This window comes from Telmatospirillum siberiense, from assembly GCF_002845745.1.
Lineage (GTDB): Bacteria > Pseudomonadota > Alphaproteobacteria > Rhodospirillales > Magnetospirillaceae > Telmatospirillum > Telmatospirillum siberiense.
Genome location: NZ_PIUM01000030.1, coordinates 21,305 through 39,327 on the forward strand (window position 1 = coordinate 21,305; position 18,023 = coordinate 39,327).

Annotated in this window: 14 protein-coding genes; 10 read left to right on the forward strand and 4 right to left on the reverse strand. The window is 60.7% G+C overall.

Going from position 1 to position 18,023, the window contains the following annotated elements; translation table 11 throughout:
* Nucleotides 1–94: 94 nt before the first annotated feature.
* A complete protein-coding gene (locus CWS72_RS21010; RefSeq protein ID WP_158240751.1) occupies nucleotides 95–2,176 on the forward strand; it encodes a methyl-accepting chemotaxis protein in 2,082 nt (693 codons plus the stop codon).
* A gap of 29 nt (nucleotides 2,177–2,205) precedes the next feature.
* On the opposite strand, the gene CWS72_RS21015 is transcribed toward CWS72_RS21010, so the two are convergent.
* Entirely contained in the window at nucleotides 2,206–3,174 is a 969-nt protein-coding gene (locus CWS72_RS21015) for a D-2-hydroxyacid dehydrogenase family protein (RefSeq protein WP_101252610.1), read from the reverse strand.
* 160 nt (nucleotides 3,175–3,334) lie between these two features.
* Here CWS72_RS21015 and fabD point away from each other — a divergent pair, with 160 nt between their 5' ends.
* The 6 genes from fabD to CWS72_RS21045 all read left to right on the forward strand — a co-directional run bounded on the left by fabD (nucleotide 3,335) and on the right by CWS72_RS21045 (nucleotide 10,303).
* Nucleotides 3,335–4,273 (forward strand): ACP S-malonyltransferase, encoded by a 939-nt coding sequence (gene fabD, locus CWS72_RS21020; protein WP_101252611.1) that lies wholly within the window; start codon nucleotides 3,335–3,337, stop codon nucleotides 4,271–4,273.
* 13 nt (nucleotides 4,274–4,286) lie between these two features.
* A complete protein-coding gene (gene fabG / locus CWS72_RS21025; protein WP_101252612.1) occupies nucleotides 4,287–5,024 on the forward strand; it encodes a 3-oxoacyl-[acyl-carrier-protein] reductase in 738 nt (245 codons plus the stop codon).
* Between the two features lie 158 nt (nucleotides 5,025–5,182).
* Entirely contained in the window at nucleotides 5,183–5,416 is a 234-nt protein-coding gene (locus CWS72_RS21030) for an acyl carrier protein (RefSeq protein ID WP_101252613.1), read from the forward strand.
* 77 nt (nucleotides 5,417–5,493) lie between these two features.
* On the forward strand, nucleotides 5,494–6,753 hold the full coding sequence (gene fabF, locus CWS72_RS21035; RefSeq protein ID WP_101252614.1) for a beta-ketoacyl-ACP synthase II: 1,260 nt from the start codon (nucleotides 5,494–5,496) through the stop codon (nucleotides 6,751–6,753).
* 7 nt (nucleotides 6,754–6,760) lie between these two features.
* The gene (gene mltG, locus CWS72_RS21040) at nucleotides 6,761–7,774 is read left to right on the forward strand and encodes an endolytic transglycosylase MltG (RefSeq protein WP_101252615.1); all 1,014 of its coding nucleotides are present in this window, start codon (nucleotides 6,761–6,763) and stop codon (nucleotides 7,772–7,774) included.
* A gap of 57 nt (nucleotides 7,775–7,831) precedes the next feature.
* The gene (locus tag CWS72_RS21045; protein ID WP_101252616.1) at nucleotides 7,832–10,303 is read left to right on the forward strand and encodes an ATP-binding protein; all 2,472 of its coding nucleotides are present in this window, start codon (nucleotides 7,832–7,834) and stop codon (nucleotides 10,301–10,303) included.
* Nucleotides 10,304–10,357: 54 nt separating this feature from the next.
* Here the strand turns inward: CWS72_RS21045 and CWS72_RS21050 are convergent, their stop codons facing one another.
* Nucleotides 10,358–11,314, reverse strand: a complete 957-nt coding sequence (locus tag CWS72_RS21050; RefSeq protein WP_101252617.1) for a crotonase/enoyl-CoA hydratase family protein — start codon at nucleotides 11,312–11,314, stop codon at nucleotides 10,358–10,360.
* A 194-nt stretch (nucleotides 11,315–11,508) separates the two neighbouring features.
* Between CWS72_RS21050 and CWS72_RS21055 the strand changes: the two genes are divergently transcribed.
* On the forward strand, nucleotides 11,509–13,647 hold the full coding sequence (locus CWS72_RS21055; protein ID WP_101252618.1) for an EAL domain-containing response regulator: 2,139 nt from the start codon (nucleotides 11,509–11,511) through the stop codon (nucleotides 13,645–13,647).
* Here CWS72_RS21055 and CWS72_RS28730 read toward each other — a convergent pair.
* Both CWS72_RS28730 and CWS72_RS21065 read right to left on the reverse strand, forming a co-directional pair.
* Nucleotides 13,639–15,492: an ROK family protein gene (locus tag CWS72_RS28730; RefSeq protein ID WP_338056213.1), complete on the reverse strand. Its 1,854-nt coding sequence runs from the start codon at nucleotides 15,490–15,492 to the stop codon at nucleotides 13,639–13,641. The two genes, CWS72_RS21055 and CWS72_RS28730, sit on opposite strands and share 9 nt — an antisense overlap.
* Nucleotides 15,485–16,489 carry an endonuclease/exonuclease/phosphatase family protein gene (locus CWS72_RS21065; protein WP_101252620.1) on the reverse strand — a complete coding sequence of 335 codons (1,005 nt, stop codon included), beginning with the start codon at nucleotides 16,487–16,489 and terminating at the stop codon, nucleotides 15,485–15,487. The genes CWS72_RS28730 and CWS72_RS21065 overlap by 8 nt, the downstream gene beginning before the upstream one ends.
* Before the next feature lie 203 nt (nucleotides 16,490–16,692).
* Here CWS72_RS21065 and CWS72_RS21070 point away from each other — a divergent pair, with 203 nt between their 5' ends.
* Both CWS72_RS21070 and CWS72_RS21075 read left to right on the forward strand, forming a co-directional pair.
* Nucleotides 16,693–17,193: a bacteriohemerythrin gene (locus CWS72_RS21070; protein WP_158240752.1), complete on the forward strand. Its 501-nt coding sequence runs from the start codon at nucleotides 16,693–16,695 to the stop codon at nucleotides 17,191–17,193.
* A gap of 74 nt (nucleotides 17,194–17,267) precedes the next feature.
* Nucleotides 17,268–17,999: a protein phosphatase CheZ gene (locus tag CWS72_RS21075; protein ID WP_241911833.1), complete on the forward strand. Its 732-nt coding sequence runs from the start codon at nucleotides 17,268–17,270 to the stop codon at nucleotides 17,997–17,999.
* Nucleotides 18,000–18,023 lie beyond the last annotated feature (24 nt).

An 18,023-nucleotide genomic window follows, 5' to 3' on the forward strand; every position in this document is an offset into this window, starting at 1 on the left:
TTTAAGTAAAAATATAATCCTTTTTGTTAAAGATTAATTGCCTTTCATGCGAAGGTTTTTAGTGCTGCATGTTGTGCTGAGATGGGGTGTGGCCATGTCGTTGCGCGTGGGGACGTTGATGCAGATCCTGTTCGGCGCGGTGCTGCTGATCATTACCGGGGTCCTGCTGTCCGATGTCTGGGCGATCGTGCTGGAGCGTCACTCCGCGGAACGGGCCGTTGAGGTGAATAAAGCCGGTCAGTCCATCTTTTCCGCCGTGCAAAGCCTGCGGATCGAGCGCGGGCGGGCGCGTGTCGGTTTGCAGGGGGCGTCGCCGGCAAGCGAGAGGATCCGCGGCGACATCGTCGCGATGCGCGCGGGCGCCAATCCCGCGATGGACCAACTGCTGGCCATCTGCTCGACCATTGTTTGCGCCGAACCGGAGGAGATGGACGCGCTTCGGCGCAACCGGGCGGATGTGGACAAGGTGCGGGAGGAGGCGGATCGCGATCTCGCTCTCCCGCTCGAGCAGCGCAACACCGGTATCGCCGAGCGCTGGAACAAGACCGCCAGCGTACTGATCAGCCGCCTGGAGATCCTGTCTAACCATCTGTCGACGGAGGTTCGTCTGGTCGATCCGGTCATCGGCGAGGCGATGGCGATCAAGCAGGCCGGATGGATCTTTCGGGATTCGGCCGGCTTCATGGGGACGCTGTTCAGCGAGGCCATACAAAACGGCGCCATTTCGCAAGCGAACGCCGCCAAAATCGCAGACTATGATTCGCGAATCGACGTGGCCTGGTCGATCATTGCCGATCTGACTGCCAGGCCGGGGGCGCCGGCCGGGGTCGTCGAGGCGGTAAAGAGGACCCAGGCGGAATATTTTGACGGTTTTCGGCCGCTGCTGAAGCGCATTCGCACGGCGCTGATCGCGGGGAGTCCTTCCCCCGTTGGAATGGACGAGGTCATGGCGGGATCCGACAAGGCCTTGACGGCGATCATCGGGATTCCCGCGCAGGCCTTGGCGGCCGCCCGTGAACACGCCGAAGACCAGGCGGCGACGGCGAACCGTCATTTGATTGCCGAATTGGCTCTGCTCGTGGCGGCTCTGGGAGTGGGAATCCTCGCTATCGCCGTTATCCGGCGGCGTATCGTTCGGCCGATCCACGGCATCGTTTCGGCCATGCAGACCGTCGCGGCGGGGGATCTGTCGACCGAGATCCCCTATCGCGATCGGCGTGACGAAGTCGGCGATCTTTCGGATGCCTTGGCCGTGTTCAAGGAGCAAGCCCTCGAAAAGGAACGGCTGGCCGCCAGCCAGAAAGAGGCGCAGGCGCAGAAGGAACGCCGGCAGGCGGCCGTCGAAAGCGCCATCGCCGATTTCGAGAAGGCGGCGACCGAGGCGCTGGAGGCTTTTTCGACGGCGGCCGGACAACTGACGGCCATGTCGGACGGTATGTCGCGGTCGGCCGGGGATACCAGCGTACAGGCTTCGGCTGTCGTTTCCGCCTCCGACATGACTTCCGAGAGCGTGCAGACGGTCGCCGGCGCCACCGAGGAACTGTCCAGTTCGATCAGCGAGATCTCGCGGCAGGTAACACAGTCGGCGTCGGTTTCCGGGCGTGCCGTCGAACAGGCGCAGCGGACCGACAAAACAGTGAATGGTCTGGCTGAGGCGGCGCAAAGAATCGGCGATGTGGTGAAAATGATTCAAGACATCGCCTCGCAGACCAATTTGCTGGCATTGAACGCCACGATCGAGGCGGCTCGCGCCGGCGAGGCGGGCAAAGGATTCGCCGTGGTGGCCGGAGAGGTGAAAAGCCTGGCCAATCAAACCGCCAAGGCGACGGAGGATATCACCGCGCAGATATCCCTGATGCAGGCGGTGACCGGCGAATCCGTCGAGGCGATTCGCGAGATCGGCGTGACCATCTCCGAAATCAGCGGCATTTCGGCCGCCATCGCCTCGGCGGTGGAGGAGCAGGGGGCGGCAACCCAGGATATCGCCCGCAATGTGCAGCAGGCGGCGCTGAGCGTCCAGGAGGTCTCCAGCAATATCGCCGGCGTCAGTCGGGCCGCCGGGGAAACGGGGAATGCCGCGGCCGGCGTCCGGACCGCGGCCGGAGAGTTGAACGAGCGTGCCGATATGCTGCGACGGCAGGTGGCTTCCTTCCTGGCGGGTATTCGCTCTTTATAAGTGAGTGAGCCCGAGCGGCGTTTATGCCATCAGCCGGCGTTCAGAACCCCGGGGTTGGCGACATTGGCCGGTTGCCCGCGATCGAAGGCCAGGATGTTTTCGAAGGCTTTGGAAAAATAGAGTTCATAGCTGTTTCTCTCGACATAGCCGATGTGCGGTGTGCACAGCACATTGGGCATGAGAAGCAGCGGGTGGTGCGGATCGTAAACCGGTTCCTCGTCGAAGACGTCAACGGCGGCGTACCCCGGACGTCCGGCGGCCAGGGCTGATTCCAGGGCGCCGGGGGCGATCAGGCCGGAACGGCTGGTGTTGACCAGGAGAGCGCTGGATTTCATGCGGGCCAGATCATCCGCGCCGATCAGGCCGGCTGTCCCCGCCGCGAGACGGAGATGCAGGCTGAGCACGTCGGAGCCCTCGAAAAGAGCCTGACGCGACGGGAAAAGCCTGAAACCGTCGGCGGCGGCGCGTTCCCGGGATGCCTCGCTTCCCCAAACGGCGACGTCCATGCCGAAGGCCTTGCCGTAGCGGGCGATCATCTGACCGATTTTGCCATAGCTCCAGATGCCCAGCACCTGGCCGTGCAGGCATTCGCCAAGCGTGGTTTGCCAAAGGCCCTGGCGAAGATCCCGGGCCGCCGTCAGCAGTTGGCGGCGGGCGGCCATGATCAGCGCCCAGGTCAGTTCGGCCGGAGCGATGGGCGATCCGACACCCTCGAGAACGGCGACGCCGGCCGCCGTGCAGGCGGCGAGATCGACATGTCCGGCGATCTTTCCCGTCTGGCTGATGCAGCGCAATCGGGGGGTGCCCTTGAGAAAGGCCTCATCGACTTTCGTCCGCTCGCGGATGAGAACCAAGGCCTCCGCTTCGGCAAGACAGCGGGGAGAGTCCGTCTCCCTGGCCAGATCGCCCAGAATGCTCACCCGATGCCCCCGCAGAAGCTTCAGGCAGGAAAGGCCGGCGACGGCATGCTGATAATCATCGGGAATCACGATCCGCATTTCTCGCTCCTGTCGTTTCGGCCGAAGAGTGAAAGTTCAAGGGTAGCCGCGGCGGAAACCCCTGACAATGATCACGTGGCGCCGCATCTTCGACGGCTGCATGCTTGACACCACCGAAGTACGCGCTATTCCTTGTCGCCGATTTAGATGAGGGGGCTATATGTCGCGTGCAATCGTCTTTCCGGGCCAAGGGTCGCAAGCGGTCGGAATGGGCCGTGAGCTGGCCGACGCTTTCACCGTCGCTCGCGATGTCTTCAGCGAGGTCGATGAGGCTCTGAAGCAGAAGCTGTCCAAGCTGATGTGGGAGGGGCCGGACAGCGAGTTGATCCTGACCGAGAACGCGCAGCCGGCGTTGATGGCGGTCAGCATGGCGGTCATGCGGGTGCTTTCCGAACAGGGCAACTGGACCATCGCCGACAAAGCCGCCCTGGTCGCCGGGCACAGTCTGGGCGAATATTCGGCGCTGGCCGCCGCTGGCACCTTCAGTCTGGCCGATACTGCGCGGCTTCTGAAAACGCGCGGCCAGGCCATGCAGAAGGCCGTTCCGGTCGGCGTCGGCGCGATGGCGGCGCTTCTGGGCGTGGAAATCGACCAGGCCCGCGAGATCGCCGCCGAGGCGGCGCAGGGAGAGGTGTGCGAGGCGGCCAATGATAACGCCCCCGGCCAGGTCGTGGTCAGCGGGGCGAAGGCCGCGGTCGAGCGCGCCATGGCCCTGTCGGCGGCCAAGGGCTTCAAGCGTTCCGTTCTGCTTCCCGTATCGGCGCCCTTCCACTGTTCCCTGATGCAGCCGGCGGCTGACGTCATGGCCGAGGCGCTCGCCCAGGTGGCGATGAAGGCCCCCGTGGTCCCCCTGGTGGCCAATGTGACGGCGAGCCAGACCCGCGATCCGGAAGAGATCCGCAAGTTGCTGGTGGCCCAGGTCACCGGGACGGTGCGCTGGCGCGAAAGCATTCTGGCGATGAAGGCCGCCGGTGTCGATAACCTGGTCGAGGCGGGGTCAGGCAAGGTGCTGGCTGGTTTGGCCAAACGTATCGACAAGGAGATATCGGCCGTCTCGCTGCAAACGCCGGCCGACATCGAAGCCTTCCTCAAGGCCTGACAGGAGCGCACCCATGTTCGATTTGACAGGCAAGACGGCGCTGGTGACCGGCGCTTCGGGGGACATCGGGGGGGCGATCGCCCGGGCCTTGCAGGCGCAAGGGGCCGTCGTCGCTCTTTCGGGCACCCGCCGGCCCGCCCTGGAGGCGCTTGCCGCCGAATTGGGCGGAACTTCCCCTGTGCTTACGTGCGATCTGTCTGACGGATCATCGGTGGAGCAGTTGGCCAAGGACGCCGAGCAGGCCCTGGGGTCGCTCGATATCCTGGTGAACAACGCGGGATTGACCCGGGACGGTCTGGTTCTGCGGATGAAGGACGACGACTGGCAGAAGGTTCTGGATGTCAATCTGAGCGCCGCCTTCCGGCTGTCCCGCGCGGTCGTCAAGGGGATGATGAGGCGGCGCTTCGGGCGCATCGTCAACATCACCTCGATCGTCGGCGTCACGGGAAATCCCGGACAGGTGAACTACGCCGCCTCGAAGGCCGGCCTGATCGGCATGTCGAAGGCCCTGGCCCAGGAGGTCGCGTCGCGGGGCATCACCGTCAACTGCATCGCGCCGGGCTTCGTCACCTCCGCCATGACCCAGGTGCTCACCGACGAACAAAAGTCGAAGTTGCTTGCCGGGGTTCCCTTAGGAAGAATGGGGGATCCTGCCGAAATCGCCGCGGCGGCCGTTTATTTGGCGAGCGGCGAAGCGTCATACGTCACCGGTCAGACATTGCATGTCAATGGCGGTATGGCGATGATATAAGGGTTTCGGGCCGTTTCGGATGCCTCGCCTATGCGCTAGTCAGGCTGAAAAAAGTATGCTACGTAACGGCTCTTTTTCCGGACGGGGGGGGATCGGCTTGCCTCGACCGCCTAAGTCCCAAGTTCCTGCCCACCTAAGATTTTCGAGGGGTTTTACAAATGTCTGATGTCGCCGAGCGGGTTAAGAAGATCGTTGTCGAGCACCTGGGCGTCGAGGAGTCCAAGGTCACTGAGACGGCCAGCTTCATCGACGATCTGGGAGCCGATAGCCTGGACACCGTTGAATTGGTGATGGCTTTCGAAGAAGAGTTTGGCTGTGAGATTCCGGATGACGCCGCCGAAAAGATTTTGACGGTCAAGGACGCCATCGACTTCATTTCGTCGCATAGTTAAGGCGATACCCACCGCGCTGGCCTGCTTGTGGCCGGTCGGCGCGGATGTCTTCCTTTCGGAACGGATAAGCGGAACGCATGAGACGAGTTGTCATCACCGGGCTCGGGATGGTCACGCCGCTTGGCGTCGGCGTCACGGCCAATTGGGATCGCTTGACGAAGAGCGAATCCGGCATTCGTGCCATCGAACATTTTGATACGTCGGATTTGCCGGCGAAGATCGCAGGGCTCGTGCCGACCGGCACCGGGGATCCGCATCTCTTCAATCCTGATGATGTGTGTTCGTCCAAGGACCGCCGGAGGATGGACGATTTTATCGTCTATGCTCTTTGCGCCGCGATCGAGGCCGTCGAGGATTCGGGCTGGAAGCCCGAAGCCGAAGAGGACCGCGAACAGACCGGCGTGATGATCGGTTCGGGGATCGGCGGGTTGCCGGCGATTGCCAATGGCGCCCTGGTTCTGAAGGAAGGCGGTCCGCGCAAGCTGTCGCCCTTCTTCATTCCGGCCAGCCTGATCAATCTTGCCTCGGGCCACGTATCGATCAAATACGGTTTCAAGGGACCCAACCATGCGGTGGTCACCGCTTGTTCGACCGGAGCGCACGCCATCGGCGACGCCTCTCGGCTGATCATGTTCGGTGACGCCGATGTGATGGTCGCCGGCGGTGCCGAAGCGGCGGTCTGCCGCCTCGGGGTTGCCGGATTCTGCGCCGCGCGTGCTTTGTCGACCGGATTCAACGACACGCCTACCAAAGGATCCCGTCCCTGGGACAAGGATCGTGACGGCTTCGTCATGGGCGAGGGCGCCGGTGTCCTGGTTCTTGAGGAATACGAGCATGCCAAGGCTCGTGGCGCCAAGATCTATGGCGAAATCATCGGCTACGGTATGTCGGGCGATGCCCATCATATCACGGCTCCGGCCGAAGACGGCAACGGCGCCTTCCGTGCGATGCGGGCGGCTGTCAAACGGGCCGGCATCGCTCTCGAAGAGATCGATTACATCAATGCCCACGGCACTTCGACGCCTCTCGGCGACGAAATCGAACTGGGTGCGGTGAAGCGGTTGTTCGGCGACCACGCCTATAAGTTGGCGATGTCGTCGACGAAATCGGCGATTGGTCATTTGCTGGGGGCCGCCGGGAGCGTCGAAGCGATTTATTCGCTCATGGCGATCAACCATGGTGTGGTTCCCCCGACGCTGAACCTCGACAACCCCTCCGAAGCTTGCGACATCAACTTGGTTCCGCATGTGGCGCAACAGCGCAAGGTGCGGGTTGCTCTGTCCAACTCCTTCGGTTTCGGCGGCACCAACGCTTCTCTGATTTTCAGGGCTGTTTGATGCATCGATGAACCGCTGGCTGGCCCGTTTCCTGGTCGTTCTGGTCATCATCATCGCGATGGCCGGGACGGCGTTGTGGTGGGGGCGAGCCAAAATCGCTCAACCGGGGCCGGCTATGGAGTCTGCCTCGGTGGTGATTCCCAGGGGAACGGGAACCGCCGACATCGCCTCGCTCTTGCAAGAGGCGGATGTCATCGATCATCCGTGGCTGTTTCTGACAGCCGTCCATCTGTCGGGCCATCAAGCCCTGATGGCCGGAGAGTATAATTTCCCGGCCCATGCCAGCATAGCCACCATCATGGATATGATGCGCCGTGGGCAGACCGTCGTCCATAAGCTGACCATCGCCGAAGGCCTGACGGTCTATCAGGTCATGGCGCAGATGCGACAGGCCGGCGGATTGACAGGCAACGCCGCACAGAGCCCGGAAGAGGGAAGTCTGCTGCCGCAAACCTATTTTTATTCGCTGGGAGATACCCGTGACGCCTTGCTGGCGCGGATGACCCACGCGATGAACGAACTGATCGACGAGTTGTGGCGGCGTCGCGCACCCGACCTGCCGTTCAACAATAAGATCGAAGCCCTCATCCTGGCCTCGGTGGTCGAACGTGAGACCGCCATCCCAGAGGAGCGGCCCCATATCGCCGCCGTTTTTCTCAACCGGCTGCGGCTGCATATGAAGCTGCAATCGGATCCGACGGTCATTTTTGCCGTGAGCAATGCCGAGGGCATTCTCGACCGGCCGTTGACCCGCGATGATCTGGCGGTGAAAAGCCCCTACAACACCTATCAGGTCGAAGGGTTGCCGGCCGGTCCCATCTGTAATCCGGGTCGAGCCAGTCTGGAGGCCGTCCTTCATCCGATGGCCGTCGATGATCTCTATTTCGTCGCTGACGGATCGGGGGGGCACGTCTTTTCGAAATCGCTTACCGATCACAACAGGAACGTCGGCAATCTACGGCGTCTGGAGAATGGACAGGTCGTCCCTCCCGCTGTCAAGAAGAGCAAATCGCCTCGTTGATCGCTGAACAATGGCGGTACGCCGATCGCAAAGCCAGTACCCAAACCGAGGTGCCGCATGACAGGTTTCGCGAAGGCGTTTCACCTGTTACTCGAACGATTGAGCAAACGTTCCGATAGCGAACATGAGCAGGCGCTGATCCGCGTAGCGCTCGTCGGCGGTCTGTATCTCTATTTCCGATTGGTCGATGGAGCCCTTCCGATCCCGGGCATCGATCTCGATGCTCCCAGTTGGATTTTCGGCTTCTACGAGTTTCTGTCGATTGGCTACGTCCTGTGGATCCTTGCCAGCCCTGCGCGGAATCCCTTGCGGCGTTTCCTGGCCATGTCGACGGATTTCGGCATGATTTCCGTGAATATATTTCTTGGCGGAGAAGCCGGCACGGCCCTCTACCCCCTTTATTTGTGGGTTATTCTCGGCAATGGCTTTCGCTTTGGTCTGAAATATCTTTTGATTTCCGCGGCGATGGGCGTCGGCGGGTTCACCCTGATCATCGCTTTCACCTCGCCATGGAAAGATCATCCGGCGTTGTCATTCGGCTTGCTGGGCGGTCTGGTGGCTATTCCGGGCTATGCGGCATCGCTCATTCGCAAGTTGACGGAAGCCAAGGCGCAAGCGGAGGCGGCGAGTCGCGCGAAAAGTCGTTTCCTGGCAATTATCAGCCATGAACTGAGGACACCGTTGAATGCGATCATCGGCATGTCCGATCTCTTGTTCCGGACCAGGCTGGACGACGATCAGTTCGACATGGCTCGCACCACCTATCTGTCCGGACAGGCTTTGCTTTCCCTGATCGATTCCGTTCTGGATTTTTCGCGGATCGAGGCCGGCAAGACCGTGATCGTCCGCGAGACCATCGATCTGCATCGCAATCTGGTCGAATTGGTTGCGGTTCTGCGTCATCAGGCGACCGAAAAGGGCTTGTCTCTGCTGGTCTTCCTTGGATCTGACGTTCCTCCGGTGCTTCAGGCCGACTGGCCCCATATCCGACAGATCTTGACCAACCTTCTGGTCAATGCCGTCAAATTCACCGACAGCGGCCGCATCATGCTGCGGGTGCAGGTCCGTCCTTCGTTATCGGGGGACAGGCTGTTCTTCGAAGTGGAGGATACCGGTATCGGTATCGCCGAAGAAAAGCTCGAGGTGATCTTCGACGCTTTCGCCCAGGCCGAGGATACGATGAACCGCCGGTTTGGCGGAGCGGGTTTGGGATTGGCCATTTCCCGGCAACTGACCGAATTGATGGGAGGTGCCCTGGCGGTGGAAAGCAGGGTGGGCGAAGGCAGCCGTTTTTCCTTTGATCTACCGCTTATGCCGGTCGCTTACGAACCGGTTCTGCCGTTTCCCTTGCATGTGATCGCCTTCTGCAAAGACCGTGCGATAGCCTCACGCGTCAGTGGGCTGGTAGAGCGGGTCAGCTTCCCCGCCGCCGCGAGTCAGGTCAAGGCGGCTCTGGCCACGGCGAGTATCCGCAAGCAGACGGCTTTGCTGCTGGACGAGACAGAGGGGCGCGAGGTGGAAGATCTTATCGCGACAGCGCATATCCAGGGCGTCCCTATCCTGGTCGTCGGTGATCCCACTGGTCGTTTGACCGGCGCATTGGTTTCCATCAACGCCGATGCGGCGGAGCCGGTGTTGATCAACGCCTTGCGTGCCTGCCGGATTTTCGCGGGACGGGGGTTCTACGTCGATGAGGGGATTCCGGGGGCCGCCGAAATGTCACGTCGGGTGCTCATCGCCGAGGATAACCGGGTGAACATCAAAGTGATCCGCATGATTCTCGAAAAGGCGGGGCATCAGGTAACCATCGTGGAAACCGGCGATGCGTTGCTGGATGCGATGGCCGAGGGGGCTTGGGATATCGTGGTGGCCGATGTCAATATGCCTGGCATTCCGTTGACCGAGGTCGTCAAACTGCATCGGATGGCGACGCCGCATTTGCCTGCTTTACCCATTGTCGCCCTGAGTGCGGATGCGACTATCGAGACGCGTCGCGAATGCGAGGCGGCGGGTATTGATGACTACCTGACCAAGCCGGTGGTGGCGGGGCTTCTGCTTTCGACGATAGACCGGCTGACTCGTGACGCCTTTCCGTTGGGCGAAGTCGGAGAGCTTGCCAACGTGTCTGATCTGACCAGACACCCGTCCTATTCCGGCCCGGACGATCTGCCGGTCGACTGGCCGACCATCGATGCGCTGGTGGAACTGGGGGACCGGCAGTTGGTGCGCGAACTGTCTGCGGATTTCATCGAAGATGCTTCGAATCTGATCGATGCCATGGAGCGTTCCGCCGCCAGTGGCGACAATTTGCAGTTTCGAGCCGATTGTCATGCCTTGCGAAGTTGCGCCGCCAACGTCGGTGCCCGGGGGGTTACCCGCCTTTGCCAGGATAGTGTTTACAAAACGGGGGATTTTACCCGCGTCGGACCATCCTTTTGTGTTCGCGCGCGGGAAGAGTTAACGATTTTCCGTAGGGAGATGGCGCATTATCTCGAACAAAATACGCCATCCGCCCAACGGCTTTGCTGACTCATTGAAACGAGGCGGTGCACCAGGTCTCATCCAGCGGAAAGGTCTAGCATATTAGGCGCTGGCCCGGTGGGTTTCGTCCTCTACGATATCGGTGCGCGCGACGCGTCTCTCCTGCGCGGCTACCAGGTGCTGCATCTTGCGCAAATCGCGCGGATCCAGGGTCAATGCCGTCTCAACCCAAAGATCGGTGATATTCATCATCTCCTCCAACGTCACCGGGGAGACCATGTCGCGCACTTTGGCGATGGCCATTCTTGATTTCGAAGCCCTTCTGTGCTGTTCGATGTAGCGAGATACCGCGAGTGTGCCGGCCCCATCCTCGGCGAGGACGTCGACAATCCCCATGTCGTACATATCCTGGGCCGAATAAAGTTGCCCGCTGGTCATCAGGCGTTCGGCGCGAGCCCCGTCCAATCGGCGCGAAAGGAAGCTGTATGCGCCCATGCCCGGGAAGAGGTTGAAAAGAATTTCCGGAAGCCCGAACTTCGCGCTTTTCTCGGCGATGATGACATCATGAGCCAGTGCGACCTCGAAACCGCCGCCCAACGCGTCGCCCTGGACCAGGGCAATCGTGCAAATAGGCAAATTCATGCGGCTGGCACGCCGATGCTGCACGTGAATGCAACTGTGCGCATAATGGCGCAGGCCTTCCCGGTCGCCTATTTTGATCATTTCCTGGAACCGGGTGAGGTCACCCCCCAAGTTATAGATTCCCGCAAGGCGGGAGGCGAGAATCATGTACTGTATTGGTGAGTGTTCCGAGGAAAGGTGGGACTTTTCGACGGCATCGAGCACTGCGGCGAGATCGCGGAGCAATCCGAGGGTGAAACTCGGACGGCCCGCCGGTTTCATATATTGCCAAAGGATCTTTTCCTCCGCTTCGTAGCAAACGTCCAACTCCGGCAAATCGGAGATGGAGGTTAGCCATGATCCGCTGTCCTGTTGTCCGGACGTTTGATCGAGAGCAGTCTGATAGTTGATGACTTGGGAACGAGCGTGGTTTTGCATTGTTGCCTCTCAATGACGATATTTGACGTGTGATGAAAGGATGCGTTTTTGCAGCATCGGTGAGTGTTTTTGGGGAAGTCCATCCATTGCTGCATTGCATAAAATAGCATAGAATTAACATTCATAAGTATAAAAACGAGTTATTCATTTTTATTTAAAATAAAATTTGAACAATATGCGGTTGGGGGTCGGTTTTGTCATTTATAGTTGTTGTTGATGATCGTGCCACAAATCGAAATATACTGTGTCGTCTGGCGAGGTCATTAGAGGCGGGGGCTGAGGCCGTAGCGTTCGATCGTCCGGCATTGGCTCTGGCGGCCATGAGGGAACGGCTGCCGGATCTGATCATTACCGATTTCAATATGCCGGAGATGGATGGCGCGGAGTTCGTGACGCGATGCCGCCGCGATCTCGCCGATCCGGAAATTCCGATCGTCGTCATCACCGCCTATGAGGATCGGGATTTTCGGTACCGGGCTCTTGAAGCCGGAGCCACCGACTTTCTGCTTTCTCCGATAGATCACCGGGAATTCCGGACGCGGACGGGCAATCTTCTGACGATCGGCCGTCAACGCCGGATCATTCGCCAGCGTGCCACCTTGCTCGAACGTGAACTTGACGAGGCCTTGCGTCAGCAGGCCGAGGCGTTGCGGCGCAGCGAGATGAAGTTGCGGCGTCTGATCGATACGGTTCCCGCTCTTATCGTCACCAGCGACGGCGAGGGGCGCTGTCTGATGGTCAACAGTTACCGCAATCTTCTGGCGTCGGGCCCGGACGTGCAGAACGGCACCGTCGAAGGCCTATTTGGGTCCGACTATTGGCGTCGTCACGCGCCGCTGGATCGGCGCGTGCTGGAGACGGGGCAAATGCAGCCCCCCTTTGAGGAATATCTATCGGACGCTTTCGGCCACGAACGTGTCTTTTTGACCTCAAAGACGCCATTGTTCGCCAACGACGGTCGAATCGACGCCGTGGTTACCGTCTCCCTCGACGTCACCGACCGTAAGGAGGCGGAGGATTGCCTGGTCTATCCGGCGGATTACGACCATGTGAGCGGCCTGCCCAACCGCCGGATGGCGATCGATCGCCTGTCGCAAGAGATGGTGCGTGCCCTTCCCGATGAGACCCGGGTCGCCCTGCTTTATGTCGATCTCGATAGCTTCAAAAAGGTGAACGACCTTGTCGGCCGCGCTGTGGGCGATCGTCTACTGGTCAATGCCGCGGCACGCTTATCCGATTGCGTGGGAACCGCTGATACGGTCGCCAGGCTGTCCGGCGACGAATTCCTGGCCATATTGCCGGATTGTAAGCGCGATCATCCGTTGGACGCGGTGGCCCACCGGATGATTGATGCGCTGGACAGGCCCTTTTTAATCGATGGTGAGGAATTTCATATCGGCGCCAGCGTCGGTATATCGATATTTCCCGAAAACGGTTCGGCGCCCGAGGACTTGATTCAGCATGCGAAAGCGGCGATGTATCGGGCAAAAGCCGCCGGCGGCGCATGCTATCGCTTCTTCTCCGAAGAAATGACCGAGAGCGCCGCGCGCCGGGTCGAAATGGAGGCGTTGCTTCAGCACGCCTTGGAGCGCCAGGAGTTCCACTTGGCCTACCAGCCCATCGCCGACGTCCGGACGGGCGATGTCATCGGAATGGAGGCGCTGCTGCGGTGGAACAGCCGTGAATTGGGCACCGTGCCGCCGGACTCCTTCATTCCGCTGGCCGAGGAAACCGGGCTGATTGTCCCCATCGGCCGATGGGCCCTCAAAGCCGCCTGCCGTCAAGCCGCCGACTGGCAGCGCGCGTCAGGGAAAGCCGTGACCATCGCGGTCAACGTTTCCTATCGTCAATTCGTGGGGAACGATTTTGTCGCGGAGACCGCCGCGGCATTGGCCGAAACCGGGCTGCCCCCAGAGACCCTGGTGCTGGAAATTACCGAACGGCTGCTCATGCGGGATGTCCGTCACGCCCTCGATGCCCTTGATCGCCTGCGAAAAATGGGAGTCCGGCTGGCTCTGGACGATTTTGGCTCCGGCTATGCGTCCATCATGTATTTGAAGCGTTTCCCCTTCAACGCCCTGAAGATCGACAAGGCTTTCATCGCCGATGCGCCGGACAATCCCGATGGCGGAGCGCTCGTCTCGGCGATCATCGGCATGGCCCAGAGCCTCGGTCTGGAAATCGTTGGAGAAGGTGTGGAGACGAAGGCCCAACTGGATTTTCTCAAAATCCATGGTTGTCATCATTATCAGGGGTATCTGATCAGCCGTCCGTCGGAAGCGGAGGCCTTCGAACGTCTGATGGCGAACGGGCGCGCGGCCGAATCACCCTGATGGAGGCGGGTCTTCTTGCTGGGGCGCCAGGGGCAGGGTGATGCTGAAGACCGATCCACGACCGAGGCGCGAAGCCACCCAGACATTCTGGCCGAGAAGATGGGCCGTCCTCTGGACGATCGAAAGACCCAGGCCCAGACCCTTCGTCTTGTCGCGCGACGGATTGTCCAACTGGTAGAAGTCTTCGAAAATCATCTGCAGCTTGTCGGTCGGGATGCCGGGACCGGTATCGTATACCTGGATGAGGAGACGGTTGCCCCTCCGGCGACAGCCGATCAGAATTCCTCCCTTCTGCGTGTAGCGGAAGGCATTGTGCACCAGATTCCGGCACATGCGTTTGGCGAGGACGCGGTCTGTTTCGACCAGGGCCCCGATCGCATGGGTGCGAAAGCTCAAACCCCGTTCGTCGGCCAGGTTGCGGTATTCGTCGGCCAGTTCGTGCAAGATCTCGGTCACCGGAAAAACCGTGACATGGGATGAAACCATGCCGGCTTCGAACGCGGAAATATCGAGCAGCGCCTTGAGCAATTCCTCACCGGCCATCATCGAATTATGCAGCAGCGAGAGCGCCGTCCTGGCGCGTGGTTCGAGATTGCTCATCTCAAGAACCTGTAGATAGAGATTCATCGCCTGGAAGGGTTGCCGCAGGTCGTGGCTGGCGGCGGCCAGGAAGCGAGATTTGGCGGCGTCCGCCAAGGCGGCTTCGGTCTTGGCGACCATCAATTCCCGCTGGGTCAACAACAGGTTGATTTCCATCTGGGAAAGGCTGTCCGTCTCGGGGCGGGGGCTTTCCGCCTCTCCCTCTCCGCGAAGCGGAGGCAGCGGTCGTTCCGGCAGCGGTGGCGTATCCGGATCCGGAGGGTCGCGGGTCAACCAGATAGTCTCGGGGATCGGGTCGCAATCTTGCGCAACCGATGGTTCTGTCGTGACCGCAAATCCGCTTTCCGGCTCGCCTCCCGGTGCCGGCCAGAGCCATGCGGCTCCCCGGACTCCGCTTGAATCGCCATGTTTGGGGGGGCGAAGACTGGTGTGGACGGTATCGGAAAAGACCCACTGCCCCCAGAGCCTTGGAACGGTTTCGTAAAGGCGGGCGATGTTGGACATCCCCCCTCCGAGCACGATGACGTGGGGGTCGATGATATTGATGACATGGGCCAGCGCGCGGGCAAGACGCTGTTCATAGCGTGCCAGGCTGACCTCGGTCTGGGCATCGCCGGCGGCCAAAATGTCCCGGGCGGAAAGACCGCGTCCGTCGTCGCGGGAGAAAGCGGGGCCGGACAGGAAGGTTTCGATGCAGCCCGCGCGCCCGCAATAGCAAGTGGGCCCGGGACGCTCTCCGTCCGTGGGCCATGGCAGCGGATTGTGGCCCCATTCCCCGGCGATGGTGTTGGGGCCGGACAGCAACCGGCCGTTGATAACGATGCCGCCGCCCACGCCGGTGCCGAGGATGACGCCGAAAACCACAGGGGCGCCTTTGGCGGAGCCATCCGTGGCTTCGGAGAGGGCGAAGCAATCGGCATCGTTGGCCAGGCGGATGGGACGCTTCAGGACGTCGGCCAGATCGCGGTCGAGCGGACGGCCGATCAGACAGGTGGAATTGGCGTTTTTGACCAGTCCGGTGGCCTGTGATAGAGCGCCCGGGATGCCGACGCCGACTGATGCCCCCTCTCCCAGCCGGGCCTCCATGTCCTCGACCAGCGAACGGATCGCGGACAACGTGCCGTGATAGTCGCCGGCAGGGGTCGAAACGCGGAGACGGAGGTTTTCCCGACCATGGGCATCGATTGCCAGCCCCTCGATCTTCGTTCCTCCGAGATCGATGCCGATTCGCCAGTTCTTATTCACTTGCTGCCCATGATTCCCTAGACGCGTCCGGCGGCTCGAATGCGGCGACGATCGGGGCATGGTAACTGTCGGGAGGCCGGTGTACCAGTGCGGGCGACATCAATTCATCACCCAGAGCCTCGTTATGCGCTTCGGTCGCCACATACCAGCCGAGGAGCGAGCGCGACACGAGAATGTGATCCAGCATGAGGGGGCGTCCGTGATGAATGGCCGAGTAGCGCCGGCTTTCGGGAAGGCTGCGATCGATTGGCACCAGGGTGCGCATGGCCAGATGCCCGTTGCCGGTGTCTTCCTCGTCGCCCCGGATGGCACGGACCGGGACCTCGCTGTCCCGTGCGTTGAAGTCGCCGCAAACCGCGATCAAAGCCTGAGGGTCCTCATCGAAGATCTCATCGATCAAAAGTCGCGCCTCCAAGGCCTGACCGGCTTGTTTGACCGCGGCCAGGAAGAATCCCTGCGCCCATCCTCCGACGCTTTTCCAGACGCCGTGATCCTTTTGCCCGGCGACGAAGGCGGCACGGGGCGCGCGCAAATGCAGATTGAGGACATGCAGATGGCACTGTCCCGCGTCGATTCTGACATAGAGCAACGGCCGATCCCACTCAACGGCGATCCCCTCGCCTCCGAAGACGGGAGAATATTGGGGGGGAGAGACCAGATCGTGCCAAAGCTGACGGTGCCGGCCGATGGGCCAGCGGGACAAAACGATCAGGTTGTGGCGATCCGAAGGTCGTTTCCCGGCGCGATTGGTGCTGACGGTTCTGTGAAAATCGGCGTAAGGAGTGCCCTCAAGCAGCTGGTCAAGAGCGCCGAGGTCGCGAGGGCCGCGACGGCTGACGGCGCGGGCGTTGACCTCCTGGAGGCAGAGAACGTCGGCGCGCAGTCTTGCCAACTGGGGGCGCAGAATGGCCAGGCGATCCGGAAAATCGCTTTCGCAGCACGGCCGGTCGTCGAGGCTTTCAAGATTGAAAGTAGCGATCTTCAGCCTGGAGGTCATCTGATCCCCTCCCGCATGGCGCTCAGTATTCCACCATTCTGGCGCCAATCGGTTCTTTTGGCCAGAAGAAGGGCGTTCAAGGACTTCCTGGATGTTGCTGGCAAACAGCGAACTAGTGTATGGGGAAGCGCCGATGTGTCTGACAGGTGCGGCTGTTCCGGTCTTCTCCGCCGGATCAACGGTTCTGCACAGGGATGGCGGGGTTGCGCGACCTGTTTCAGGAAGGGCGACGGGGATTTTTTCAACAAGGTGCGGGGGCGCCCGGAATGTCTTTGATTCGCTGGCAGGACACGTTCACCATCGGTGTGGCCGACATCGATGCCGATCATCAGGTTCTGATCAGCTTGCTCAACCAACTCTCCGAAACACGTGAAGAAGGGCAGTCGCGGGATGTCGTCGGCAGCGTTTTTAATGTTCTGATCGAATACACAATCAAACATTTCGCTCGTGAAGAGCGGTTGATGGAATTATGCGGCTTTTCCGGTTTGGCAGAGCATCGCCAGCAACATCAACGAATTGCCGAGCGTGTACAAAAATATCAGCGGCAATATGAGGCCGGTTGTCACACGGCGGTAGACGAATTGTTGGATTTCCTGAACAATTGGCTTGTCGAACACATCATCGGCGAAGACACTCACATCAGATCGTGGGTGGAGGGGGCTTGTATCGCCCCCAGGGAATTGGCGCCAGCCGTTCAGGAGTGAGCCGACTTTGAAGGTCGGCATTCCGGTGGAGCTAGGCCGTTTCCGTTTGTTACTTGTCATGAGGGACCGGCAAGGTGGCTGAAAAAAAACTGTTCACTGCGGAGATGCAACGGCTCAAGACCATGGGAATGGCGCTTGCCGCGCCTCCCATCAGTGGCGACCTCTCTGAGGTCCTGGCCGCGATCAACGCCTTGCGGGAAGAAGTTCGGGGCATCAAACAGGGCGCTGGTGGCGAGGAAATCGTCGAGCAGGTGATTTCGGAAACCCCGAACGAGCGCAGCCGCGCCGAGGTGAACATGCTGAAGAACGAGGTCCGGGCCCTGTCCCTGGCCATTCAGCACACCAAGGCCGAAATCGCGGCGCTCCGTCCGCAGAATTCGGATGACGATCGACTGATCGCCGTCACCAACGAGTTGGACGCCATCGTCACTTCCACCGAGAGCGCGACCAACGGTATCCTGGAAGCGGCCGAGAAGATCGATACCTTGGCCGGGCAATTGCAGGCCCAGGCGACCGACGGCTTCGCCGGCCATGTTTCGGAAGACATCCGCGAGGCCGTGGTGGCGATTTTCGAGGCATGCAATTTCCAGGACATCACCGGTCAACGCATCACCAAGGTGGTGAAGACGCTCCAGTACATCGAAGATCGGGTCAATAAGATGATCGAGATCTGGGGGGCCGATACCTTCGAGGAACTGGATACTCCGGCGGAGGTCAGTCCCGACGACGAGTCCCGTCTGCTTAACGGTCCCCAGTTGGAAAATCAGGGCGTCAGCCAGGACGATATCGACAAACTGTTCGGCTAGTACCGCTGCTGCGGCCGGTTTCCG

Coding starts and splice junctions, on each gene's coding strand:
- CWS72_RS21030 (WP_101252613.1), top strand. CDS start 5,183: ATGTCTGATGTCGCCGAGCGGGTTAAGAAGATCGTTGTCGAGCACCTG.
- CWS72_RS21045 (WP_101252616.1), top strand. CDS start 7,832: ATGACAGGTTTCGCGAAGGCGTTTCACCTGTTACTCGAACGATTGAGC.
- mltG (WP_101252615.1), top strand. CDS start 6,761: ATGAACCGCTGGCTGGCCCGTTTCCTGGTCGTTCTGGTCATCATCATC.
- fabG (WP_101252612.1), top strand. CDS start 4,287: ATGTTCGATTTGACAGGCAAGACGGCGCTGGTGACCGGCGCTTCGGGG.
- CWS72_RS21065 (WP_101252620.1), bottom strand. CDS start 16,489: ATGACCTCCAGGCTGAAGATCGCTACTTTCAATCTTGAAAGCCTCGAC.
- fabD (WP_101252611.1), top strand. CDS start 3,335: ATGTCGCGTGCAATCGTCTTTCCGGGCCAAGGGTCGCAAGCGGTCGGA.
- CWS72_RS21010 (WP_158240751.1), top strand. CDS start 95: ATGTCGTTGCGCGTGGGGACGTTGATGCAGATCCTGTTCGGCGCGGTG.
- CWS72_RS21015 (WP_101252610.1), bottom strand. CDS start 3,174: ATGCGGATCGTGATTCCCGATGATTATCAGCATGCCGTCGCCGGCCTT.
- fabF (WP_101252614.1), top strand. CDS start 5,494: ATGAGACGAGTTGTCATCACCGGGCTCGGGATGGTCACGCCGCTTGGC.
- CWS72_RS21050 (WP_101252617.1), bottom strand. CDS start 11,314: ATGCAAAACCACGCTCGTTCCCAAGTCATCAACTATCAGACTGCTCTC.